This is a genomic window from Georgenia sp. SUBG003 (assembly GCF_000715355.2).
Classification (GTDB): domain Bacteria; phylum Actinomycetota; class Actinomycetes; order Actinomycetales; family Actinomycetaceae; genus Georgenia.
The window spans coordinates 3,462,224-3,480,628 of the sequence record NZ_CP180204.1 but is presented as its reverse complement, the minus strand read 5'-3'; the positions used below and the strand labels follow the sequence as shown (position 1 = coordinate 3,480,628).

The window sequence follows — 18,405 nt, the reverse complement described above, 5'->3', positions numbered from 1 at the left end:
GCTCGCCCGCAGACCACGACGGGTTGAGCCTGACGTCCCGGCCAGGCACTCCGGCTCGTCGCAAAGCGACCTACGGTTGCGGGTCAGCGCCGGATTTCGACCGGCTTCCCCTGGTTCCGGGACGGTATGGAACTGTTCAGACGGCATCATTGTCCATCAGGTCGCAGGCGGTGCGATGCTTCCGGTGTGACGCGCATCTACACGGGCACCGGCGACGACGGGACGACCGGCCTCTTCCTCGGCGGCCGCGCCTCCAAGGGGGACGTGCTCGTGGACGCGTACGGGGACGTGGACGAGGCCGTCGCGGTGCTGGGCGTCGCGCGCGCCGGCTGCCCGGACACCGTGCTGTCCGGGCACATCCTGCGGCTGCAGCGCGACCTGTTCGTCGTGGGCGCCGACCTCGCCACGCACCCGGAGCGGCGGCGGCGCCTGGTGGACGGGGTGTCGCAGGTGACGACGACGATGGTCGCCGGGCTCGAGCGGCTCATCGACGACCTCGTGACCGAGCGGCCGCTGCGGCCGGTGTTCATCGTGCCGGGCGCCACGGCGACGAGCGCGGCGCTCGACCACGCGCGGACGGTCGTGCGGCGGGCCGAGCCGCCACGCCGTCGCCGCCCGCGAGACCGGCCGGGCGGTCGCCGAGCCGGCGCTGACCTACCTCAACCGGCTCTCCGACCTGCTGTTCGTGCTGGCGCGGCACGCCGCGGGCGAGGCCGAGGAGCCCGTGAGCCACGAGTGAGGCCGTCCCGCACGACGAGGAGGAACGCCATGCTGGAGGTCGATCCGACGTCCCCCGTGCCGCCGTTCGAGCAGCTGCGCCAGTCGATCGCCGCGCAGATCGGCTCAGGCGAGCTCCGCCCCGGCGACCGGCTGCCGCCCGTCCGCAAGCTGGCCGAGGACCTTGGGATCGCCGCCAACACCGTCGCCCACGCCTATCGCGCGCTCGAGGCGGACGGACTCCTGAAGGGGCGGGGCCGGGCCGGCACCTTCGTCGCCGACGACGACTCCGGCCGCGCCGCACGCGCCGCGGCCACCGCGTACGCGGCCACGGCGAGGGCACTGGGGCTGAGCCCGGACCAGGCCGCGGAGCTGGTCCGCCGAGCGATGTCGGCCTGACCCGCTTCCCCACGGCGCCCGGCAGAACCGGCCGGCTCCGTCCGTTACCACACGTAGGAAGCCGCCGAGAACCATCCGGGCGTGATTCCGGCTACATCGTGACCGGGCTCATAGGACGGCCGAATCTCCGGCCGTTACTCTTCCGTGACAATTCCGTCGGGACCTGTTCCTGGCGATCTGCCCCAGCACCCGGTCCACAGGCCCTCGCGCGGCTCCGCCGCACGGTCCGCACCGGGAGAGACTTCCCCGGAGATCAGTTCTTGTCCGTCCGCACCACCATCAGCACCGCCGACGTCACCGACACCCAGGTCATCCAGACCGACACCGCGCTCCTCACCGACGCCCACGCTGTCAGCACCGACCCCGCCGCCCCCCGCCCGTCCGCGCGGGGTGCACCGGGCCGAGCGCAAGGCGCTCTCCCGGCGCGGGCTCGTCGCCCGTGCCGCCGCCCTCGGGATCCTGGGTGTGGCTGGCCCGTGGGGCCGGCTGCCCCCGCGGGCCGCTGCCCCGCGGGCCGGCTGCCCCGCCCGCGGATACGCCGAGCCGCAGGGTCGCCCGGCGGAGCCGTACGCTCGGTGCGTGACCTCAGACGCCCCGGCCGCCGCCCGGGTGGACAGCTGGCTGTGGGCGGTGCGCCTGTTCAAGAGCCGCTCGCTCGCCACGGCCGCGTGCCGGGCCGGGCACGTGCGTGTCAACGGCGAGCGGGCGAAGCCGGCGACCACCGTGGCTGTCGGCGACGAGGTCGTCGTGCGCGGCGGCGAACGGCTGCGGGTGGTCGAGGTGCGCAGGGTCCTCGTCAAGCGCGTCGGCGCCCCCGTCGCGGCGACCGCCATGGTCGACCGCAGCCCCGAGCCGCTGCCCCGCGAGGTGTTCGCCGTACCGCGTCGTGACCGCGGCTCCGGCCGCCCGACCAAGCGTGAGCGCCGCGAGATCGAGCGGCTGCGCGGCTACTGACGCCGCGACGCTTGCGGCACGCGCCCGCGGCGCCGTGGGAACCGTGACCGAACCGGTATCGAGGTGGTCGGACACGCGTCGGGGCCGCGCGGAGAATCTGGCCATGGCGGCAGGGGCGGTGCGCCCGGCGCGACGTGGCAGGGGGGCGCGGCAGGCGCTCGCCGGCGTCGCCGCGTTCTGCGTGCTCGCCACGTGCGCCGGCGCGCCGGTAGGCGGTGGGTCGTCCCCGGAGGGCCCGCCGGAGGCCGTCGCGACGACGCACCCGCCAGCTCCGCCGTCGTCCGGGCCGGGCCCGACGCCGCCGGCCGGTCCTGCCCCCACGTCGCTGCGCCGTCGTCCCCGGTCCCGGCGTCGTGGCGCGACCAGGACGTGGAGGTGCTCCCCACGTCGGAGCGGGTGGTGGCGCTGACCTTCGACGCAGGCGCCTCCGGTGCCGCGTTGGCGGACATCCTCGGGACGCTCGAGAGCCACGACGTCCCCGGCACGTTCTTCGTGACCGGCGAGTTCGCCCGCTCGTTCCCCTCCGCTGTCCGCGCGATCGCGGCGGCCGGCCACCTGGTGGGCAACCACTCCGACACCCACCCGGCGTTCCCGCTGCTGACGAACGAGTCGGTCCGCCGGCAGCTGGAGGCCGCCGACGAGGCGATCAGGGCGCAGACCGGCCGGTCCACCCGGCCGTACTTCCGCTTCCCCTACGGCTCGCGAACGCCGCTGGACGTCCGGGTCGTCAACGACGCCGGGTACGTGCCGTTCCGGTGGACGGTGGACACGCTCGGCTGGCGGGGCACGTCGGGCGGGGCGTCGGCCGCGTCCGTGCGCGACCGCGTGCTCGGCACCGCCCGGCCGGGCCAGGTCGTGCTCATGCACGTCGGGGCCAACCCCACCGACAGCTCCACCCTCGACGCTGACGCCCTGCCCGAGGTCATCGAGGGGCTACGGGCGCTCGGCTACCGGTTCGTCACGCTCGACGAGTACCTCTGAGCTGCGCGGTCGCGCACTCGGCGGCGGCGGGGTCCGGCGCTCAGAACCCGGGCAGCGTCATCGGGTCGATCGTGGCCCCGTTCTTCCAGACCTCGAAGTGCACGTGGCACCCGGTCACGTTGCCCGTGGCGCCGGTGTAGCCGATGACCTGCCCCTGGGAGACCCGCTGGCCCTGGCTGACGGCGAAGCGCGAGAGGTGGTTGTAGACGGTCACGTAGGAGCTGCCGCCCACGACGCCGTGGTTGATGAGGACCTGGTTGCCGTGCGTGCCGTTGCCGTACGCGCCGCGCACCCCCACCACCGTGCCGCCCGCGGAGGCGTACTGCGGGTTGCCGCAGGCCGAGCGCAGGTCGACGCCGTTGTGCATGAACCAGCCGCCCGTGATCGGGTACACGCGGTAGCCGTACGGCGAGGTCACGTAGAGGTTCGGCACCGGCGGTGCCAGGAAGCTGCTGGACGCCGGCGCCGGGGCGGCCGGCGCGGGGGCGGGCCGGTTCTGGCTGCGCGACGCCGCGGCACGGCGGGCGGCCTCCTCGGCCTCGCGCCGGCGCCGCTCCTCCTCCTTGCGTCGGTTCTCCTCGTCGATGCGCGCGATCTCTCGGGCGAGCTCGGCGCTGTCGGACTCGAGCTCGGCGAGCTGCCCGGCGTACTGGCTCTTCTGCTCCTCGAGCTGCTGGGACAGCGCCGTCATGTCTGCCTGGATCTTCTCGATCTCGGCCTTGTGCTCCGCGGCCGCGGCGCGTGCCTCGTCGGCGGCCACGACGGCGGCGTCGGCCTCGGCCTTGAGCTCGCCGATCCGCTCGGTCACCGCGGCCTGCCGCTCGCGCTGGTTGCGGGCGACGGCGGAGGCGGTCTCGAGGTCGTCGAGCACCTGGGTCTGGGAGCGCACCGCCGAGCCCATGACGGCGTAGCCCTGGAGGAAGTCGTCGGTGGAGGCGGAGTCGAGGACCACCTCGAGGGTGCTGACCGCGTTGTCGCCGCGGTAGGTGCTCCGGGCGAGCTCGCCCATGGCGGCGCGGGTGGAGTCGATCTCCCTCTCCCCCGTCTCGATGTCGGCCTCGAGGGAGGCGGACTCGGCCTCGGCCAGCTCGAGCCTGCCGGCCACCTGCTCCTGCCTTCGCTCCGCGGCGGCCAGCGCCTCCTCGGCGGCGGCGAGCTTCTCCTGGGCGACGGGCAGCTGGGCCTTGGCGTCCTCGAGCTTGAGGTAGGTGTCGGCGAGGTCGGCGTCGACGCCCTCGAGGGAGGACTCGACCTTCTCGCGCTCGGCCGCGTTGCGCTCCTGCTCGCGCACGAGCTCGTCGCGGTCGTCGGCGTGCGCCACGGTGCCGGCGGCACCGAGGCTCAGGGCGAGGAGCGCGGCGGCGAACGCCGCGCCGAGCGCCCGCAGCGGGCGTCGTGCGGTTCGGCCCGTCGGGGCCGGGGACGATCGGCGCACGGGTGTCACCTCACACCTTCGTGTAGCGACCGAGGGTCACCACGGAGCTGATGCCGGCGAGGAGGATCGCGGCGAGGACGAGGAACGGGGCCACCGTCAGCACGTCGGCGGTGTCGACGAACTGCACCCACGGGGTGGAGGAGGCGAGCCAGTCCTCCACCAGGTACCTCACCCCGAGCAGGAGCCCGCCGACGGCGAGGGCGGCGCCGATCAGCGCGGCCGTCGCGCCCTCGAGGAGGAACGGCAGCTGGATGAAGAGGTTCGAGGCGCCGACGAGGCGCATGATCCCGGTCTCGCGACGCCGGGACATCGCGGAGAGCCGGATCGTCGTCGTGATGAGGAGGACGGCGGTGACGATCATGACCCCGCCGAGGCCGACGGAGAGGAGGGTCGTGCGGTTCAGGATCAGGAAGAGCGGCTCGAGCTGCTCGCGCTGGTCCACCACGACCTCCACGCCGGGGCGTCCCTCGAGCTCGTCCGCGACGATCTGGTACTGCTCGGGGTCGACGAGCTTGACCCGGTAGGAGACCTGCATCTGCTCCACGGTCAGGGACTGGGCCCAGACCGTGTCCGCCATCTGCTCCTGGAACGCCTCGAAGGCGTCCTCCTTGGACTCTAGGTAGACCTCGTCCACGTAGGGCGCCATGCTCTCGGCGGCGAGGAGGTCACCGACGGCGTCGATCTGCTCCTGCGTGGCCTCGCCGCCGGCGCAGGCGGGGGTCGCCGAGCCGGCCGGGCACATGAACGCGGAGACCTCGACCTTGTCGTACCAGTCGTTCTTGAGGTTGCCGACCTGGATCTGCAGGAGGGCGGCCGCGCCGACGAACGTGAGGGAGACGAAGGTGACGAGGATGACCGAGACGGTCATGGCCAGGTTCCGCGAGAGGCCCTGGAAGGTCTGTCCCGGCCCGGGCCCGGTCCGCGCCGGCAGCACGGCGACGGACCCCCACGGCGGGGTGGTGCTCGCCGGCGGCCCGGTGCCGGCGGGCGCGCGGGTCATCCTCCAGCTCTCGCGCTGGGACCGGCTCAAGGACATGAACGGGCTGCTCGTGGCGTTCAGCGAGGCGTTCGACGAGCTCCCGGAGGACACCCACCTGCTCCTGGCCGGTGCGCAGGTGGACGAGCACGACGCCGAGGGTGCGGAGGTGCTCAGCCACTGCCTCCAGATCTGGCACGGCCTGGCGCCGGAGGTGCGCGTCCGCACGCACGTGGCGTGCCTGCCGACCACTCGGCCGGATGACGCCCTCCTGGTCAACGCCGTGCAGCGCCGGGCCACGGTGGTCGTGCAGAAGAGCCTCGCCGAGGGCTTCGGGCTCAGCGTCGCCGAGGCGCTGTGGAAGGGGCGGCCGGTGGTGGCCACGGCCGTGGGCGGGATCCAGGACCAGATCACCCACGAGGAGAACGGGCTGCTGGTGGCCGACCCGTCGGACCTCGAGGGCGTCATGCGGCACGTGGCCCGGCTGCTGGCGGAGCCGGCGTTCGCAGACCAGCTCGGCGTGCAGGCGCACGACCGCGTGCGCCGCGAGGGCCTGTCCGACCGGCACCTGCTCGACTGGGTCGACCTGCTCGAGGACCTGCTCGGCTGAGGTCGCCAGGGCGCTGCCTTTGTGGGGCCGCACGCAAGCACCGCACCACCCCGCGAGCGTGGCACCCGCGCCTCGAGCGTGGGGGGGCACCGCACCGCGAGCGTGGGCCCGGCCTGCGAGCGCTGCCCGAAACGACGAGCGCGGGTGGTGCACCAGCAGCGCTCGTCGTTTCGGGCCGCGGTCGCCTCGCCGGCGCGGCTCAGGCGGTGGGTGCGGCCTCCTCGCGGCGAGTCCGCTCCGTGCGGCGTGCACGGTCGTTGATGAGCAGGACGGCGAGGAAGGGCACCACGCACCCGACCAGCATGGCCAGCACCATGCCGACCGTGTCGGTGGCGACGAAGGGGGCGACGACGGCGGGCAGGTACGCGGTGGCCTCGGCGCCAGTGGCACCCACCACCAGGCCGCCGAGGGCGGCGGAGCCCAGCGCGACGGCGAAGACCTTCCGGTCGGCGAAGATGAACGGGTAGGACGCCTCCACGAACGTGCCGAAGCCGAAGTTGACGGCGGCCCCGGACGCCGCGAGCGCCCGCTCCCCCGAGGTCCGGGGGCGCACCACGTTGGCCAGGGTGATGCCGAGGCTCACCATCACCAGCGACACCATGTCCACGGCGCCGAAGAAGCTGTGGCCCTTCTCGCCCATCTCCAGCAGCACGAGCGGCAGGATCACGGCGTGGTAGACCCCGCCCATGATCGCCGGCCACATCACGAGACCCGCCACGGCGCCGGCCAGCATCGGGTTGAACGCCACGAGGGCCTCGATGGTCCCCTTGACGCCCTCGCCGACCGCGTTGGTCACCGGGGCGAGCAGGAGGAAGACCACGAGCCCGCCCACGAGGCCGGAGAGGCCGCCGGCGACGATGTTCGCCGTCGTGACGGGGAAGCGGTGAGCGAGCGTCCAGCGCAGCAGGTACGTCACCAGGACGCCGGCGAGGATGCCGCCGACGAGGCCGCCGACGATTCCACCCTCCGTGGAGAGCACCCCGGCGACGACGCCTGCGACGAGCCCGACCTCCCCGAGCCCGGAGACGCGCCGGGCGGCGACCGCGGCGACCACGACGGGCAGGCCGGCGATGAGGGCGTCGAACACCGGCCCGAGGGCGTCGAGCCCGGGGATCTTGCCGACCGCGAGGATGAGCGCCAGGGCGATGAACGCGGGCAGGGAGCCGACCATGATGCCGCGCAGGGAGATGCGCCGCCACGGCGAGCCCCCGCCGTCGGCCGCCTCCGCCGTGCCCAGCACGGGCCGGTACCTCACGCCCCAGTGGCGCGCCAGCCCTGCGACGTACGACACCGCGCGCGTGGTGCTCGTGGAGCCGGTGGTCCCGGAGGCCGCGACGAGGTCGAGGCCCTTGGCCTGCGCCGCCGCGATCGACGTGCCACCCGTGCCGGCGGCGGGCACGCCGGCCTCGGCGGCGGCACGGACGACGGCGGAGTTCACGCCGTCCCGGCATCGGTGGCGTCTGGACCATCCTGGACGCCTGGGACACCGTGAAGGAGAAGGGCGCGCGCCGGGTCATGCCGCTGACCGTGCCCATGCTCATGGCCAACTCCCCGGCCGCCAACATCTCCGTCAAGTTCGGCGCCAAGGCCGGCGCGCACGCGCCCATCTCCGCCTGCGCCTCGGGCGCCGAGGCGATCGCCTACGGCGTCGAGATGATCCGCGACGGCCGCGCCGACGTCGTCATCGCCGGCGGCACCGAGGCCGCCATCCACCCCCTGCCCCTCGCGGCCTTCGCGAAGATGCAGGCCCTGTCCACCCGCAACGACGACCCCGCCGGGGCCTCGCGCCCCTACGACGTCGACCGTGACGGCTCGTCATGGGCGAGGGCGCCGGGATCGTGGTGCTCGAGTCCGCCGAGCACGCGGTCACCGACCCGTCCGCCGCCGGCTCTGCGCCGAAGAGCGACCGTCGCCGGCAGCAGGACCGGCCTGGCGAAGTCCACCGTCCAGGTGAAGGACCCGCGGCGCAGGGCCGGCGGCGTGGCCGCAAGGGCACGTGCGGCGGTGTACATCCCGTGGGCGATCGGCCGGGGGAAGCCGAACAGCCGGGCTCCCAGGCGCGAGACGTGGATCGGGTTGCGGTCTCCCGAGACCTCCGCGTAGCGCGAGGCGACGTCGGGACCGAGGTGCCACACCGCTGTCGCGACCGTCGGGGGCTCCGGCCGTGGCCCGCGCCCGGCCGCGGGCCCCAGCGCCAGGCCGCGCGGCGGACGCCCCTTGGCGAGGTAGGTGGAGACCCCGCGCCAGGCGAGCCCGCTCCCGTCGCCGACCTCGACCACGAGGTCGACCGTGGTGCCGCGGGAGTGCTCCCGGGCGTCCTGTGCCCACGCCCGCACCGTCACCACGTCGTCGACGCCGAGGTGGCGGTGGACGTCGACGCGGTTGGAGACGTGGACCAGGCCGAGCACCTGCAGCGGGAAGTCCTCGCGCACCATGACGGCCATCGCGAGGGGGAACGCCGTCACGTGCACGAACCCGGCGGGCAGGACGTCGGTGCCCGGCTCGCCGGTCAGGTGCTGGTACTCCGACAGCGCGGCGACGTCGGGCCGCACGCCGTCGACCCGGAGCGCCACCGCCGGGAGCTCGCCGGCCGGCGGGCGCGCGAGCACCATCTGGCGCATGCGCCCCAGCGCCCTGGCGTAGAGGCGGCCGAGCGAGGGCATCTCGCGGAGCGTCAGCTCGCGGTACCCGGCCGGCGGGCCGGCCGCCCCGGCAGGTCGCGCGGCTCCGGTCGGCTCGGTGGGCCCGATCGGTCCGCCGGCGGGCCCGGGCCCCGTGCGGACGAACCGCGGCCCCCTGCGCAGCACCGCCATCACTGGCCCACCAGCATCTGGCCGCAGACGCGCAGCGTCTGCCCGTTGATCCCACCCGCCTGCGGCGAGGCCAGGAAGGCGATCGCCTCCGCCACGTCGACCGGCCTGCCGCCCTGCTGCAGCGAGCTGCCCCAGCGGGCGATCTGCCGCGGCACGGGCGGGATCCTCGCGGTCATGTCCGTCTCGATGAAGCCCGGGGCGACGGCGTTGACGGTGCCTCCCGTGCGGCCGACGGGCCCGGCGAGCGCGCGGGTCATGCCGATGATCCCGGCCTTGGCCGCGCCGTAGTTCGTCTGGCCCCGGTTGCCGGCGATGCCCGAGGTCGAGGCCAGCGAGATGATCCGCGGCGCAGCTCCGTCCCCACCGAGGACGCCCGGCCGCGCGAAGGTCTCGTTCATCCGCAGGGGTGCGGTGACGTTGACCGCCAGCAGGTCCTCGAACCTCTCCGGCGTCATGTTGGCGAGCAGCTTGTCCCGGAGGATGCCGGCGTTGTGGACCACGATGTCCAGGTGCCCGTAGCGTCCGCGGGCCACGGCGAGGATCCGCTCCGCGGCGTGCTCGGCGGTGATGTCGAGCTGGAGCGCGAGCCCGGCGACCTCGTTCATGACGGCGCTCAGCGCCTCCCCGGCGGCCGGGACGTCCACGCCGACCACGTGGGCGCCGTCGGGGGAGACGACGGCGGGGGAGACGACTGCGGAGGGGATGACTGCGGAGACCGTGCGGGAGCCCGTCGCCGGGACGGCGGCGGAGCCGACGGGCCGCGACGCGGCGCTGCCCGCGGCGGTCCTGGGGACCGGGGCCTGGGGGACCACCTTCGCCGCGGTCATGGCGGACGCGGGCTGCACCGTGCGGATGTGGGGACGCAGCCCCGAGGTCGTCGGCGAGATCGCCGCCCACCACCGCAACACCCGCAACCTCGCCGGCGTGACGCTGCCGGAGAGCGTCACGGCGACCACAGACCTCCCGGCCGCCGTCGACGGGGCGCGCGTCGTCGTCGTCGCCCTGCCCTCGCAGTCCGTTCGGGCGGTCCTGGCGCCGCTGGCGGGGACGCTCCCGGAGGCCACGGTCGTCGTCTCGCTGATGAAGGGTGTCGAGCTGGGCACCCACCAGCGGATGAGCGAGGTCCTCGCCCAGGCCCTCGAGGTGGACCCCGGCCAGGTCGCGGTGGTCTCGGGTCCGAACCTGGCCAGGGAGATCGCGGCGCACCAGCCGGCCGGTGCGGTGGTCGCGGCCGGCCGGCACGACGTCGCCGAGCTCGTGGCCCGGGCGTGCGCGGCGCCGTACTTCCGGCCCTACACCCAGACGGACGTCGTCGGCGTCGAGCTCGGCGGGGCGCTCAAGAACGTCATCGCCCTGGCTGTCGGCATGGCGCAGGGGCGCGGGTACGGGGACAACACCAAGGCGCTGATCATCACCCGCGGCCTGGCGGAGACCGCCCGTCTGGGCGCGGCGCTCGGCGCCGATCCGGGCACCTTCGCGGGGCTCGCCGGCATGGGGGACCTGGTGGCCACGTGCGCCTCGCCGCTCTCGCGCAACCACACCCTCGGCGCGCACATCGGCGCCGGGCTGGGCCTCGAGGAGGCGCTGGTCGCCACGGGCGGCACGGCGGAGGGCGTGAAGTCGTGCCGCTCTGTTCTCGACCTCGCCCGCGCCCACGGCGTGGACATGCCCATCACCCAGGCCGTCGTCGCCGTGCTGCACGAGGGCTGGCCCGTGGCGGAGATGACCGCCGCGCTGCTGGCCCGCCCGCTCAAGCACGAGCGCGCCTGACCGTCCGGCGGCCGCCCGCGGGACGCGCAGGGCAGCCGCACCGACGACGGTCCGAAGTGCCGCACCGCCGGCGCCGCGGAAGCGCTCCTCTTGTCCGATGCCTCTCCCCGGGCGAGACTGGCCGCTCACGACCCCGTACGAAGGAGCGCACGATGAGCGAGGACAACACGTACAGAGTCACCGAGATCGTCGGGACGTCGCCCGACGGCGTCGACGAGGCCATCCGCAACGGCCTGGCGCGCGCCAGCCAGACCCTGCACGGGCTCGACTGGTTCGAGGTCACCGAGATCCGTGGCCACCTCGAGGAGGGCAAGGTCGCCCACTACCAGGTGGGCCTGAAGATCGGCTTCAAGCTCGACTGACCGGACTCACGGGCGGCGCGCGGGCGGCGCGCGCAAGGTGCCGGCCGCCCGCGTCGCCGGGCCGCCCGCTCGTCAGCCGTCGGTCGTGCGCACGTCCACCACGAGACGGGCGGGGCCGGTCAGCGTGAACACGCGGAACGGTGCCTCCTCGTCGAGACCGATGAAGGCCTGGTTCTGTCCCTCGAAGATCCCGGTGACGTGGACCTCCTCGACCAGACTCGCCCCGCCGGCGTCGTACGAGCCCTGGGCGACGCGACCGTTCTCGTCCTCACCCTCGGGGTAGCGCACGCCCGTGGCGATCACCTGCAGCGTGAAGTCGCCGTCGACGTCGACCACGTCGCCGCGTCCGTCCTCGACGGCCTCGTCCACGTACTCCACCCGCCAGCCGGGGGTCCCGGTGCCCTCGAAGTCGAGCACGACGCGCTCGTACCCGTCGTGGCTGCCCACCCGTACGCCCGTCGGCAGCAGCTGGCCGCCGCCCGAGGGCCAGCTCGGGTCGTTCTGCGGGTCGGTGGTGAAGTCGCCCGCGTCGCCCGGGACGTCAGTCTCGTCGGCGGCCGGGGCCGGGGAGTCGCCGCCGGAGCTGTCGTCCCCGTCGTCGGTGGCGCTGGTCGAGGGCGAGGGCGCGGGTGCCGTGGTCTCCTCGGTGGGGGACGCCGCGGGCTGGCCCGCGGGCTCCGGGGCCTGGCTCTCTCCACCGGTGTTGCACGCGGCCAGCAGGGCCATGCCCGCTAGGGCGGTGGTGACCACCCGTGCCGTACTGCGCATCGCTCCTCCTCGTTCCGTGGCCCTCGGCGGGACCGCAGCGCCCACGCTAGCGGTCGGCGCCCGCTGCGCGGCGCAGGACGTCGCCGCCGATGCCGATCCGTGACCCGGCCGCACCTGCGTCGCGGTCCGCCGGCGCGGTGACCGCCAGGGCCGGCTCCGGGCCGCCCCAGGTCTGGGACCCAGTCAGCCCGCGGTGACCCGCAGGGCGCGGTCGAGGTCGTTCCAGAGGTCCTCGACGTCCTCGATGCCCACGCTCAGGCGGAGCAGGTCCTCGGGCACCGTGGCGGCCTCCGCCGGCAGCCGACGGCGCCGCTCGAGGCTCGACTCGACCCCGCCGAGGCTGGTGGCCGGAAGCCACAGCTCGACCGCGCGGCTGAGCGCCTCGGCGGCCGCCGCACCCCCTAGGGGGCGGAGCGTGAGGATCGAGCCGAACCCTTCCATGAGCGCCGCCGCGCGCTCGTGCTGCGGGTGTGTGGGCAGGCCCGGGTGGGACACCTCGGCGACGAGCGGGTGCTCGGCCAGGCGGCGCGCCAGCTCCAGCGCACTGACCTGCGACCGCTCGACCCGCAGAGCGAGCGTGCGCAGGCCGCGCAGGGCGAGCCACGACTCGAACGGCCCCGGGATCGCGCCGCCGGTCGTGCGCCGGGCGTGGACGCGGGAGCGCAGCTCCGGGTCGTCCGTGACGACGGCGCCCATCACCAGGTCGGAGTGGCCGGCGAGATACTTGGTCACGGAGTGGACGACGACGTCGGCACCCTGGGCCAGCGGGCGCTGCCCCAGCGGGGTGGCGAAGGTGTTGTCGACGACGCACAGGGCTCCGACGGCGTGGGCCGCCGCCGCGAGCGCCGGGACGTCGGCGACCTCGAGCATGGGGTTGGTGGGCGACTCGACCCACAGCACGCTGGCGGCCGGCCCACCCTCCGGCGCGAGGGCGGCGATCACGGCGTCCGTGTCGGCGATGTCCACCTCGCGGATCACCGACCCTTCGCGCCCGGCCTGCTCCCGGGCGGCGGTGAGCGTGGCGAGGTAGGCGTGGCGCGGCGCGACGATCGCCGAGCCGGGGGCCGCCAGCCGGAGCACCGCGTCGATCGCCGCCATGCCCGAGGAGAACACCAGCGCCGGCTGCGAGGACGCCTCCAGGGCCCCGACAGCCTCCTCCAGCGGCAGCCACGTCTCCGTGTTGTAGCGGGTGTAGAGCATCTCGCCGGCGGGCGTGCCGGTGGAGACGTACGTGCTCGAGAGGACCACGGGGGGAGTTGACCGGGGCGCCCTGCGTCCGCGGCGGGCGGCCGGCCGCGACGGCGGTCGTCGCGGGGGAGAGCGGACGGGGGGACTGCAGCGCGGTGGACCGGTCGTCTGTCACCCGGCCAGGCTATGCCCGTCGTCGCGGCTGCGTGGGCGCCGTCCGGCTGACGTACCGGGGGAGGAGACGTGCCGAGGGAGGAGCCCGGTGGCCCCTCCGCCCGTGCTCGACGGCGACCGTGACGCCGTTCGCTCGCGACGGAAGCCGTCGAGGAGACCGGGGTGGTGCGGCTTCCCACGTCCCGTCGCTCCGGACCGACGTGGCGCCGACAGCGGCCGCGCTCGCGGGCGGTACTCTCGCACGCGATGGACATCCAGCGCGCCGCCCCCCCAGCCCACCGCCCCCCGAGCCCGCCGAGCCGGGGGCGCGCAAGGTGCGCGTCGCCGTCGTCTTAGCGCGACCACCAGGGGAGCGGCGTCGGCCCAGCCGGCGCGCCCCTCGATCACCGGGGCGGCGGCGCCGGAGATCAGCAGCGCCTGCGCGACCACCAGGGCAGCGGTGACGAAGCCCGTGGCCGCGGTGACCGCGATGTAGCGGCGCGCCGCCCGGGCGTGCCGGAGGAGCCGCGGATCGAGTGGCTTCACCGGGTCAGTGTGCCCCGGTGGCTCGTCCGGCGCCGCGCGTCTCGGCCAGCGGCAGTCCCTCGTGGCCGTGGATGTGGTCGGTGCTGATGCGCTTGCGGAAGACCCAGTAGGTCCAGCCCTGGTAGGCGAGCACCACCGGCACCAGGAGCAGCGCCACGACGCTCATGACGGTCAGGGTGGCCTGGGTGGAGGCGGCCTGGTCGATGGACAGCGAGAACGTCGGGTCTGTCGAGGACGGCATGACGTTGGGGTACATGACGCCGAAGATGAGCACGACGGCGGCGACGATCGCCACGGCGTTGAGCATGAACGCCCAGCCCTCGCGGCGGGCGCGGGTGGTGACGACGACACCGACCAGCGAGGCGGCGGCCACCGCGAGCGGCAGCCACGTGAGGGTGTGCGCGGAGTAGAGCGTCTGGGCCAGGACGGCCCACACCCCGGCGACGGCGAGGGAGACGACGGAGAGCCGCTGCGCGAGGACGCCGGCGCGCTCACGGACCTCGCCGTCGGTCTTCAGGGCGAGGAACACGGCGCCGTGGGTGAGGAAGACGACGGCGGTCATGACCCCGCCCAGGACGGTGAAGGGGGTGATGAGGGAGAAGAACCCGCCGACGAGCTGGTGGTTGCCGTCGACGACCTCGATCTCCATGCCCTGGACGAGGTTGGCGAACGCGACGCCCCACAGCACGGCCGGCACCCAGGCGCCGACGGTGTGCGCCCAGTCCCACCGGTTGCGCCAGACCGGGTCGTCGATCTTGGCACGCCACTCGATGGCGCAGATCCGCACGATCAGGGCGAGCAGGATGATCAGGAGCGGCAGGTACATGCCGGAGAACATCGTGGCGTACCACTCCGGGAAGGCCGCGAACGTCGCGCCGCCCGCCGTGAGCAGCCACACCTCGTTGCCGTCCCAGACCGGGCCGATGCTGCGCAGCAGCACGCGGCGTTCCTTCTCGTCCCGGGCGAACGGCTTGAGCAGCATGCCGACGCCGAAGTCGAAGCCCTCGAGGACGAGGTAGCCCGTCCACAGGACGGCGATGAGCAGGAACCACAGGAGTGGCAGATCCATGACTTCTCCAGGAAGGGCGTGCGGTCGGCGGCGGGCCGGGGGGGGGAAGGAAGGAGGGGGACGTCAGTAGGCGAAGGACAGGGTGGGCTCGAGCTCGTCCTTCTTGTCGCCGCCCGGGGAGGCGGCGTCGTCGTCCCGGGCGGCCACGAGCGCGAGGTCCGCGGCGAGCGGTTCGACGCCCTCGCGGACGTACCGCCGGATGAGGCGGAACCACACCACGCCCAGGGCGGCGTACAGCAGGGTGAAGACCACCATGGAGGTCAGCACGGAGCCGGCCGAGACCACGGTGGAGACGCCGTCCTGGGTGAGCAGGTACACCTGGTCGACCGGGTTGGCGGGGTTGGGGTGGACCACCCACGGCTGGCGGCCCATCTCGGTGAAGATCCAGCCGAAGGAGGCGCCGAGGAAGGGCAGCGGCAGGACGGCGAGCGACAGCCGGGAGAACCAGGTGGTCTCGGTGACACGTCCCTTGCGCAGCACCCACAGGCCCGCGGCGGCCAGGGCGAGGGACGCCATGCCCAGGCCGATCATGAGCCGGAAGGTCCAGTAGGTCACGGCGAGGTTCGGGATGTAGTCGACATCGGTGCCGAACTGGTCGGCGTAGCGCTCGGTGTACTCGGCCTGGATGTCGTTGACGCCGGGCAGGTAGGAGTCCTCGCCCGAGAACGAGCCGGTGCCGAGGAAGGAGGTCAGGCCGGGGATCTGGACGAGGTGGTGCACGCTCTCGCAGTCGCCCGAGAGGTCACCGATCGTCAGCAGGGAGAACGCGGCGGACTCCTCGCCCTCGCACAGGGCCTCGGCGGCGGACATCTTGGCGGGCTGCTGCTCGTACATGAGCTTGCCCTGGAAGTCGCCGGTGACGGCGACGCCGGCGCCGGCGATCACCACGGTGATCAGTCCGACGTAGGCGCCCGCCCGCCACACCTGCTTCGCCTCGTGCCGGCGGCCGGCCCGCGCCGAGCGGACGATCCACCAGCCGCAGACGCCCGCGACGAACGTGCCGCCGACGAGGAACGCGGAGGTGATGGTGTGAGAGAAGGCGGCGATGAGGGTGTTGTTCGTCATCACCTCGAAGAAGCCGGAGACGCCGTCGAGCTCGGCGCGGCCGGTCTCAGGGTTGTAGACGGCGCCGACGGGGTGCTGCATCCAGGAGTTGGCGGCGAGGATCCAGTACGCGGACAGGTTGGTGCCGATGGCCACGAGCCAGATGCAGGCCGAGTGCAGCCACTTGGGCAGCCGGCCCTCGCCGAAGATCCACAGGCCCAGGAAGGTGGACTCGAGGAAGAAGGCGGCGAGCGCCTCGATCGCGAGCGGGGCGCCGAAGATGTCGCCGACGAAGCGGGAGTACTCCGACCAGTTCATGCCGAACTGGAACTCCTGCACGATGCCGGTGGCGACGCCGAGCGCGAAGTTGATGAGCAGAACCTTGCCGAAGAACTTCGTCAGCCGGTGCCACTTCTCGTCGCCGGTGCGCACCCACGCGGTGTGCATGATCGCGACCAGGGGCGACAGCCCTATCGTGAGGGGGACGAGGATGAAGTGGTACACGGTGGTGATGCCGAACTGCCACCGTGCCAGGTCGAGTGCTTCCACCTGAGCGCCCCTTCGGGAACGAGAGCGGCCCGGACCGCGGGGCCCGGGAATTTCCTTCTCAACGTAGGAGCGGGTCCACGGCGGGCCCCGGGACGTTGGTCCCGGAAGGTGACGGCGCGTCAGGAACTGCGGGAAGGGGGCCCTGTGCGATACTTGTCGCGGCCGGAGGGCAGTACCACACCCCGCCCACCGGTCCGACGACGACGTGACCGCCTCGGTGCCGTCCACCTCGCGCCGCCTCGCCATCCGGGCGAGCGCGCTGCAGCAGGGGACGGAGAGTTCCGGGGTCGTACCGCGCCACCGGGGAGGTGGCCGGCAGGCCGCCCGTTCGCCGGCGCCCGGGGCTCACACCCCGGTCGTAACCACAGGACTTCCGTCCGCGGCGCTTGCCGGGGACGACGAACCGCCCCCGGGCGCCGCAGGGTGTGGAGGCGGCCGGGGTGGAGGGGCATACCCCATGGACGAGCAGCAGAACGACAGCACGACGGCGGAGCAGCCGGAGGAGAAGCCGGCTCCGGCCCGCCGGAGCCGCAGCAGGAGGGCCACGAGCCCGGCCGCGGCGCCGGCCGGCGAGTCCGGCGCCAGGCCCGGGCACCCACACGCGCCTGCCGCCGAGGGTGGCTCGTACGCTTGCCACCAGCTCGCCGGGCGGTGCCGTCTGGTCCACGAAGCTGTCGGCCCCCGCCAGGTACATCGCCGTGACCTCGGCGGCCGCCGCACGGGCGGCGAGGACCAGGACCGCGGTGCCCGCGGAGCTCTTGAGCGTGCGGCACAGCTGCGGCCCGAGCGGCCCGCCCTCGAGGTGGACGTCGAGCACGACGAGGTCCGGGCGCTGGAGCGTCACCGCGCGGACGGCGCCCGACGCGGTCGTCGCCTCGCCCCACGACCGCCAGGTCCGGCTCCGTGGCGAGCACGGCACGCAGGCCGAGCCGGACCACAGGATGGTCGTGGACGAGCACGATCTGCGGCATGAGCCTCCGCCCCCCAGGCACGGTGAGGCCAGCGTGCCCGGGCAGGCCGGGCGCGGCAAGGGTCGTGGCGAACGATCGCCGCCCGACAGGGGTGAGGGCGGGGCCAAGGTCCTCCGCGGTGTCCGGGGCGGGTGGGAGGCTGTCGGCATCGGTCGCGATCGAAGGAGATCAGTATGGACAGGCTGGGAGGGCGCGTCGCGCTCGTCACCGGGGCGGCGAGCGGCATCGGCCGTGCGACGGCGGAGCGGCTCGCCGCCGAGGGCGCCGCGGTGGTCGTCACGGACATCCAGGACGACGCCGGCGCCGCCGCGGCGAAGGAGATCGCCGGCACCGGCGCCCGCGCCGTCTACCTCCACCACGACGTCACCTCCGAGGATGACTGGAAGGCCGCCGTCGCGCGGGCGGCTGAGGAGTTCGGCGGGCTCGACATCCTCGTCAACAACGCCGGGATGGGTGACCTCAAGACGATCGAGGAGACCACCCTCGACGAGTGGGAGCGCACCGTCGCCATCGACCAGACCGGGGTGTTCCTCGGGATGAAGTACGCCGCCGAGCTCCTCGCCGCGTCCGGGCACGGCTCGGTGGTCAACATCAGCTCGATCTTCGGCGCCTCCGGCGGGTTCGGCGCGTCCCCGGCCTACCACGCGGCCAAGGGGGCGGTGCGCACGCTGAGCAAGAACGTCGCCCTGCACTGGGCGGAGAAGGGCGTGCGGGTCAACTCGATCCACCCCGGGTTCATCGCGACCCCGATCCTGGAGCAGGCGAAGGGAACCCCGGTGGAGCAGGGGATGCTCATGCTGACGCCGATGGGAAGGCTCGGCCGGCCGGAGGAGATTGCCGCCGGGGTCGCCTACCTGGCGAGCGACGACGCCTCCTTCGTCACCGGGCTCGAGCTGTACATCGACGGCGGCTACATGGCGCGCTGATCGCCGCTGCCGGCGCGGTGCCCCAGCTGCGGAGCCGATCCGCGAGCCGCCGGCGCGTGCCGGAAGCTGCCGGCGCACGGATGCCCGTGCGCGTGCCGAAGCTGCCGGCGCACGGATGCCCGTGCGCGTGGCGCGCCGGGCCTGCGCGGCTCTACCGTGGGGGCATGACCTCCG

16 protein-coding genes, 4 pseudogenes and 1 riboswitch are annotated in these 18,405 nt (G+C 74.1%); of the genes and pseudogenes, 10 read left to right on the top strand and 10 right to left on the bottom strand.

Features of this window, described 5'->3' with window-relative positions; all coding sequences use genetic code 11:
- Positions 1-22 precede the first annotated feature (22 nt).
- Positions 23-151, bottom strand: a riboswitch (cobalamin riboswitch).
- The 5 genes and pseudogenes from DA06_RS18165 to DA06_RS18145 form a co-directional block, all read left to right on the top strand.
- Positions 127-585, top strand: a pseudogene (locus DA06_RS18165) (ATP:cob(I)alamin adenosyltransferase); the annotation flags it as partial. It overlaps the preceding riboswitch by 25 nt.
- Positions 586-649: 64 nt before the next feature.
- Positions 650-739 carry a hypothetical protein gene (locus DA06_RS18160; RefSeq protein WP_418608082.1) on the top strand — a complete coding sequence of 30 codons (90 nt, stop codon included), beginning with the start codon at positions 650-652 and terminating at the stop codon, positions 737-739.
- Between the two features lie 29 nt (positions 740-768).
- On the top strand, positions 769-1,116 hold the full coding sequence (locus DA06_RS18155) for a GntR family transcriptional regulator (protein ID WP_043502764.1): 348 nt from the start codon (positions 769-771) through the stop codon (positions 1,114-1,116).
- Between the two features lie 579 nt (positions 1,117-1,695).
- Positions 1,696-2,070, top strand: coding sequence for an RNA-binding S4 domain-containing protein (locus tag DA06_RS18150; RefSeq protein ID WP_043502757.1), 375 nt, complete (start codon positions 1,696-1,698; stop codon positions 2,068-2,070).
- Positions 2,071-2,445: 375 nt separating this feature from the next.
- Complete coding sequence (locus DA06_RS18145; protein WP_418605654.1) at positions 2,446-3,051, top strand: polysaccharide deacetylase family protein; 606 nt, start codon at positions 2,446-2,448, stop codon at positions 3,049-3,051.
- Positions 3,052-3,091: 40 nt separating this feature from the next.
- On the opposite strand, the gene DA06_RS18140 is transcribed toward DA06_RS18145, so the two are convergent.
- Positions 3,092-4,486: a peptidoglycan DD-metalloendopeptidase family protein gene (locus DA06_RS18140; protein ID WP_418605652.1), complete on the bottom strand. Its 1,395-nt coding sequence runs from the start codon at positions 4,484-4,486 to the stop codon at positions 3,092-3,094.
- A gap of 10 nt (positions 4,487-4,496) precedes the next feature.
- Entirely contained in the window at positions 4,497-5,354 is an 858-nt protein-coding gene (gene ftsX / locus DA06_RS18135; RefSeq protein WP_052436944.1) for a permease-like cell division protein FtsX, read from the bottom strand.
- On the opposite strand from ftsX, the gene DA06_RS18130 reads away from it, so the two are divergent.
- Positions 5,338-6,072, top strand: a complete 735-nt coding sequence (locus DA06_RS18130; RefSeq protein ID WP_418605651.1) for a glycosyltransferase — start codon at positions 5,338-5,340, stop codon at positions 6,070-6,072. The genes ftsX and DA06_RS18130 overlap by 17 nt on opposite strands.
- A gap of 199 nt (positions 6,073-6,271) precedes the next feature.
- Here the strand turns inward: DA06_RS18130 and DA06_RS18125 are convergent, their stop codons facing one another.
- Positions 6,272-7,510: a hypothetical protein gene (locus tag DA06_RS18125; RefSeq protein ID WP_418605649.1), complete on the bottom strand. Its 1,239-nt coding sequence runs from the start codon at positions 7,508-7,510 to the stop codon at positions 6,272-6,274.
- A gap of 8 nt (positions 7,511-7,518) precedes the next feature.
- Between DA06_RS18125 and DA06_RS18120 the strand changes: the two are divergent.
- Positions 7,519-7,937, top strand: a pseudogene (locus DA06_RS18120) (beta-ketoacyl synthase N-terminal-like domain-containing protein); the annotation flags it as partial.
- Positions 7,938-8,000: 63 nt separating this feature from the next.
- On the opposite strand, the pseudogene DA06_RS18115 reads toward DA06_RS18120, so the two are convergent.
- Together DA06_RS18115 and DA06_RS18110 are read right to left on the bottom strand one after the other, a co-directional pair.
- A pseudogene (locus DA06_RS18115) lies at positions 8,001-8,507 on the bottom strand (MaoC/PaaZ C-terminal domain-containing protein); the annotation flags it as partial.
- Positions 8,508-8,884: 377 nt separating this feature from the next.
- Complete coding sequence (locus DA06_RS18110) at positions 8,885-9,712, bottom strand: SDR family oxidoreductase (protein WP_418608081.1); 828 nt, start codon at positions 9,710-9,712, stop codon at positions 8,885-8,887.
- Between DA06_RS18110 and DA06_RS18105 the strand changes: the two genes are divergently transcribed.
- Positions 9,711-10,655 carry an NAD(P)H-dependent glycerol-3-phosphate dehydrogenase gene (locus tag DA06_RS18105; RefSeq protein WP_418605647.1) on the top strand — a complete coding sequence of 315 codons (945 nt, stop codon included), beginning with the start codon at positions 9,711-9,713 and terminating at the stop codon, positions 10,653-10,655. The two genes, DA06_RS18110 and DA06_RS18105, sit on opposite strands and share 2 nt — an antisense overlap.
- Before the next feature lie 152 nt (positions 10,656-10,807).
- A complete protein-coding gene (locus DA06_RS18100; RefSeq protein WP_043502733.1) occupies positions 10,808-11,017 on the top strand; it encodes a dodecin in 210 nt (69 codons plus the stop codon).
- Positions 11,018-11,089: 72 nt separating this feature from the next.
- Here the strand turns inward: DA06_RS18100 and DA06_RS18095 are convergent, their stop codons facing one another.
- The 5 genes and pseudogenes from DA06_RS18095 to DA06_RS18075 all read right to left on the bottom strand — a co-directional run bounded on the left by DA06_RS18095 (position 11,090) and on the right by DA06_RS18075 (position 17,454).
- Complete coding sequence (locus tag DA06_RS18095) at positions 11,090-11,785, bottom strand: AMIN-like domain-containing (lipo)protein (RefSeq protein ID WP_043502732.1); 696 nt, start codon at positions 11,783-11,785, stop codon at positions 11,090-11,092.
- 183 nt (positions 11,786-11,968) lie between these two features.
- Positions 11,969-13,148 (bottom strand): annotated as a pseudogene (locus tag DA06_RS18090) (trans-sulfuration enzyme family protein).
- 528 nt (positions 13,149-13,676) lie between these two features.
- Positions 13,677-14,741 (bottom strand): cytochrome d ubiquinol oxidase subunit II, encoded by a 1,065-nt coding sequence (cydB, locus tag DA06_RS18085; RefSeq protein ID WP_052436939.1) that lies wholly within the window; start codon positions 14,739-14,741, stop codon positions 13,677-13,679.
- A gap of 63 nt (positions 14,742-14,804) precedes the next feature.
- On the bottom strand, positions 14,805-16,334 hold the full coding sequence (locus tag DA06_RS18080) for a cytochrome ubiquinol oxidase subunit I (protein ID WP_043502724.1): 1,530 nt from the start codon (positions 16,332-16,334) through the stop codon (positions 14,805-14,807).
- Positions 16,335-16,392: 58 nt separating this feature from the next.
- On the bottom strand, positions 16,393-17,454 hold the full coding sequence (locus DA06_RS18075) for a response regulator (RefSeq protein ID WP_418605643.1): 1,062 nt from the start codon (positions 17,452-17,454) through the stop codon (positions 16,393-16,395).
- A 24-nt stretch (positions 17,455-17,478) separates the two neighbouring features.
- Here DA06_RS18075 and DA06_RS18070 point away from each other — a divergent pair, with 24 nt between their 5' ends.
- Positions 17,479-18,231: an SDR family NAD(P)-dependent oxidoreductase gene (locus DA06_RS18070; RefSeq protein ID WP_043502716.1), complete on the top strand. Its 753-nt coding sequence runs from the start codon at positions 17,479-17,481 to the stop codon at positions 18,229-18,231.
- The last annotated feature ends 174 nt before the right edge of the window (positions 18,232-18,405 follow it).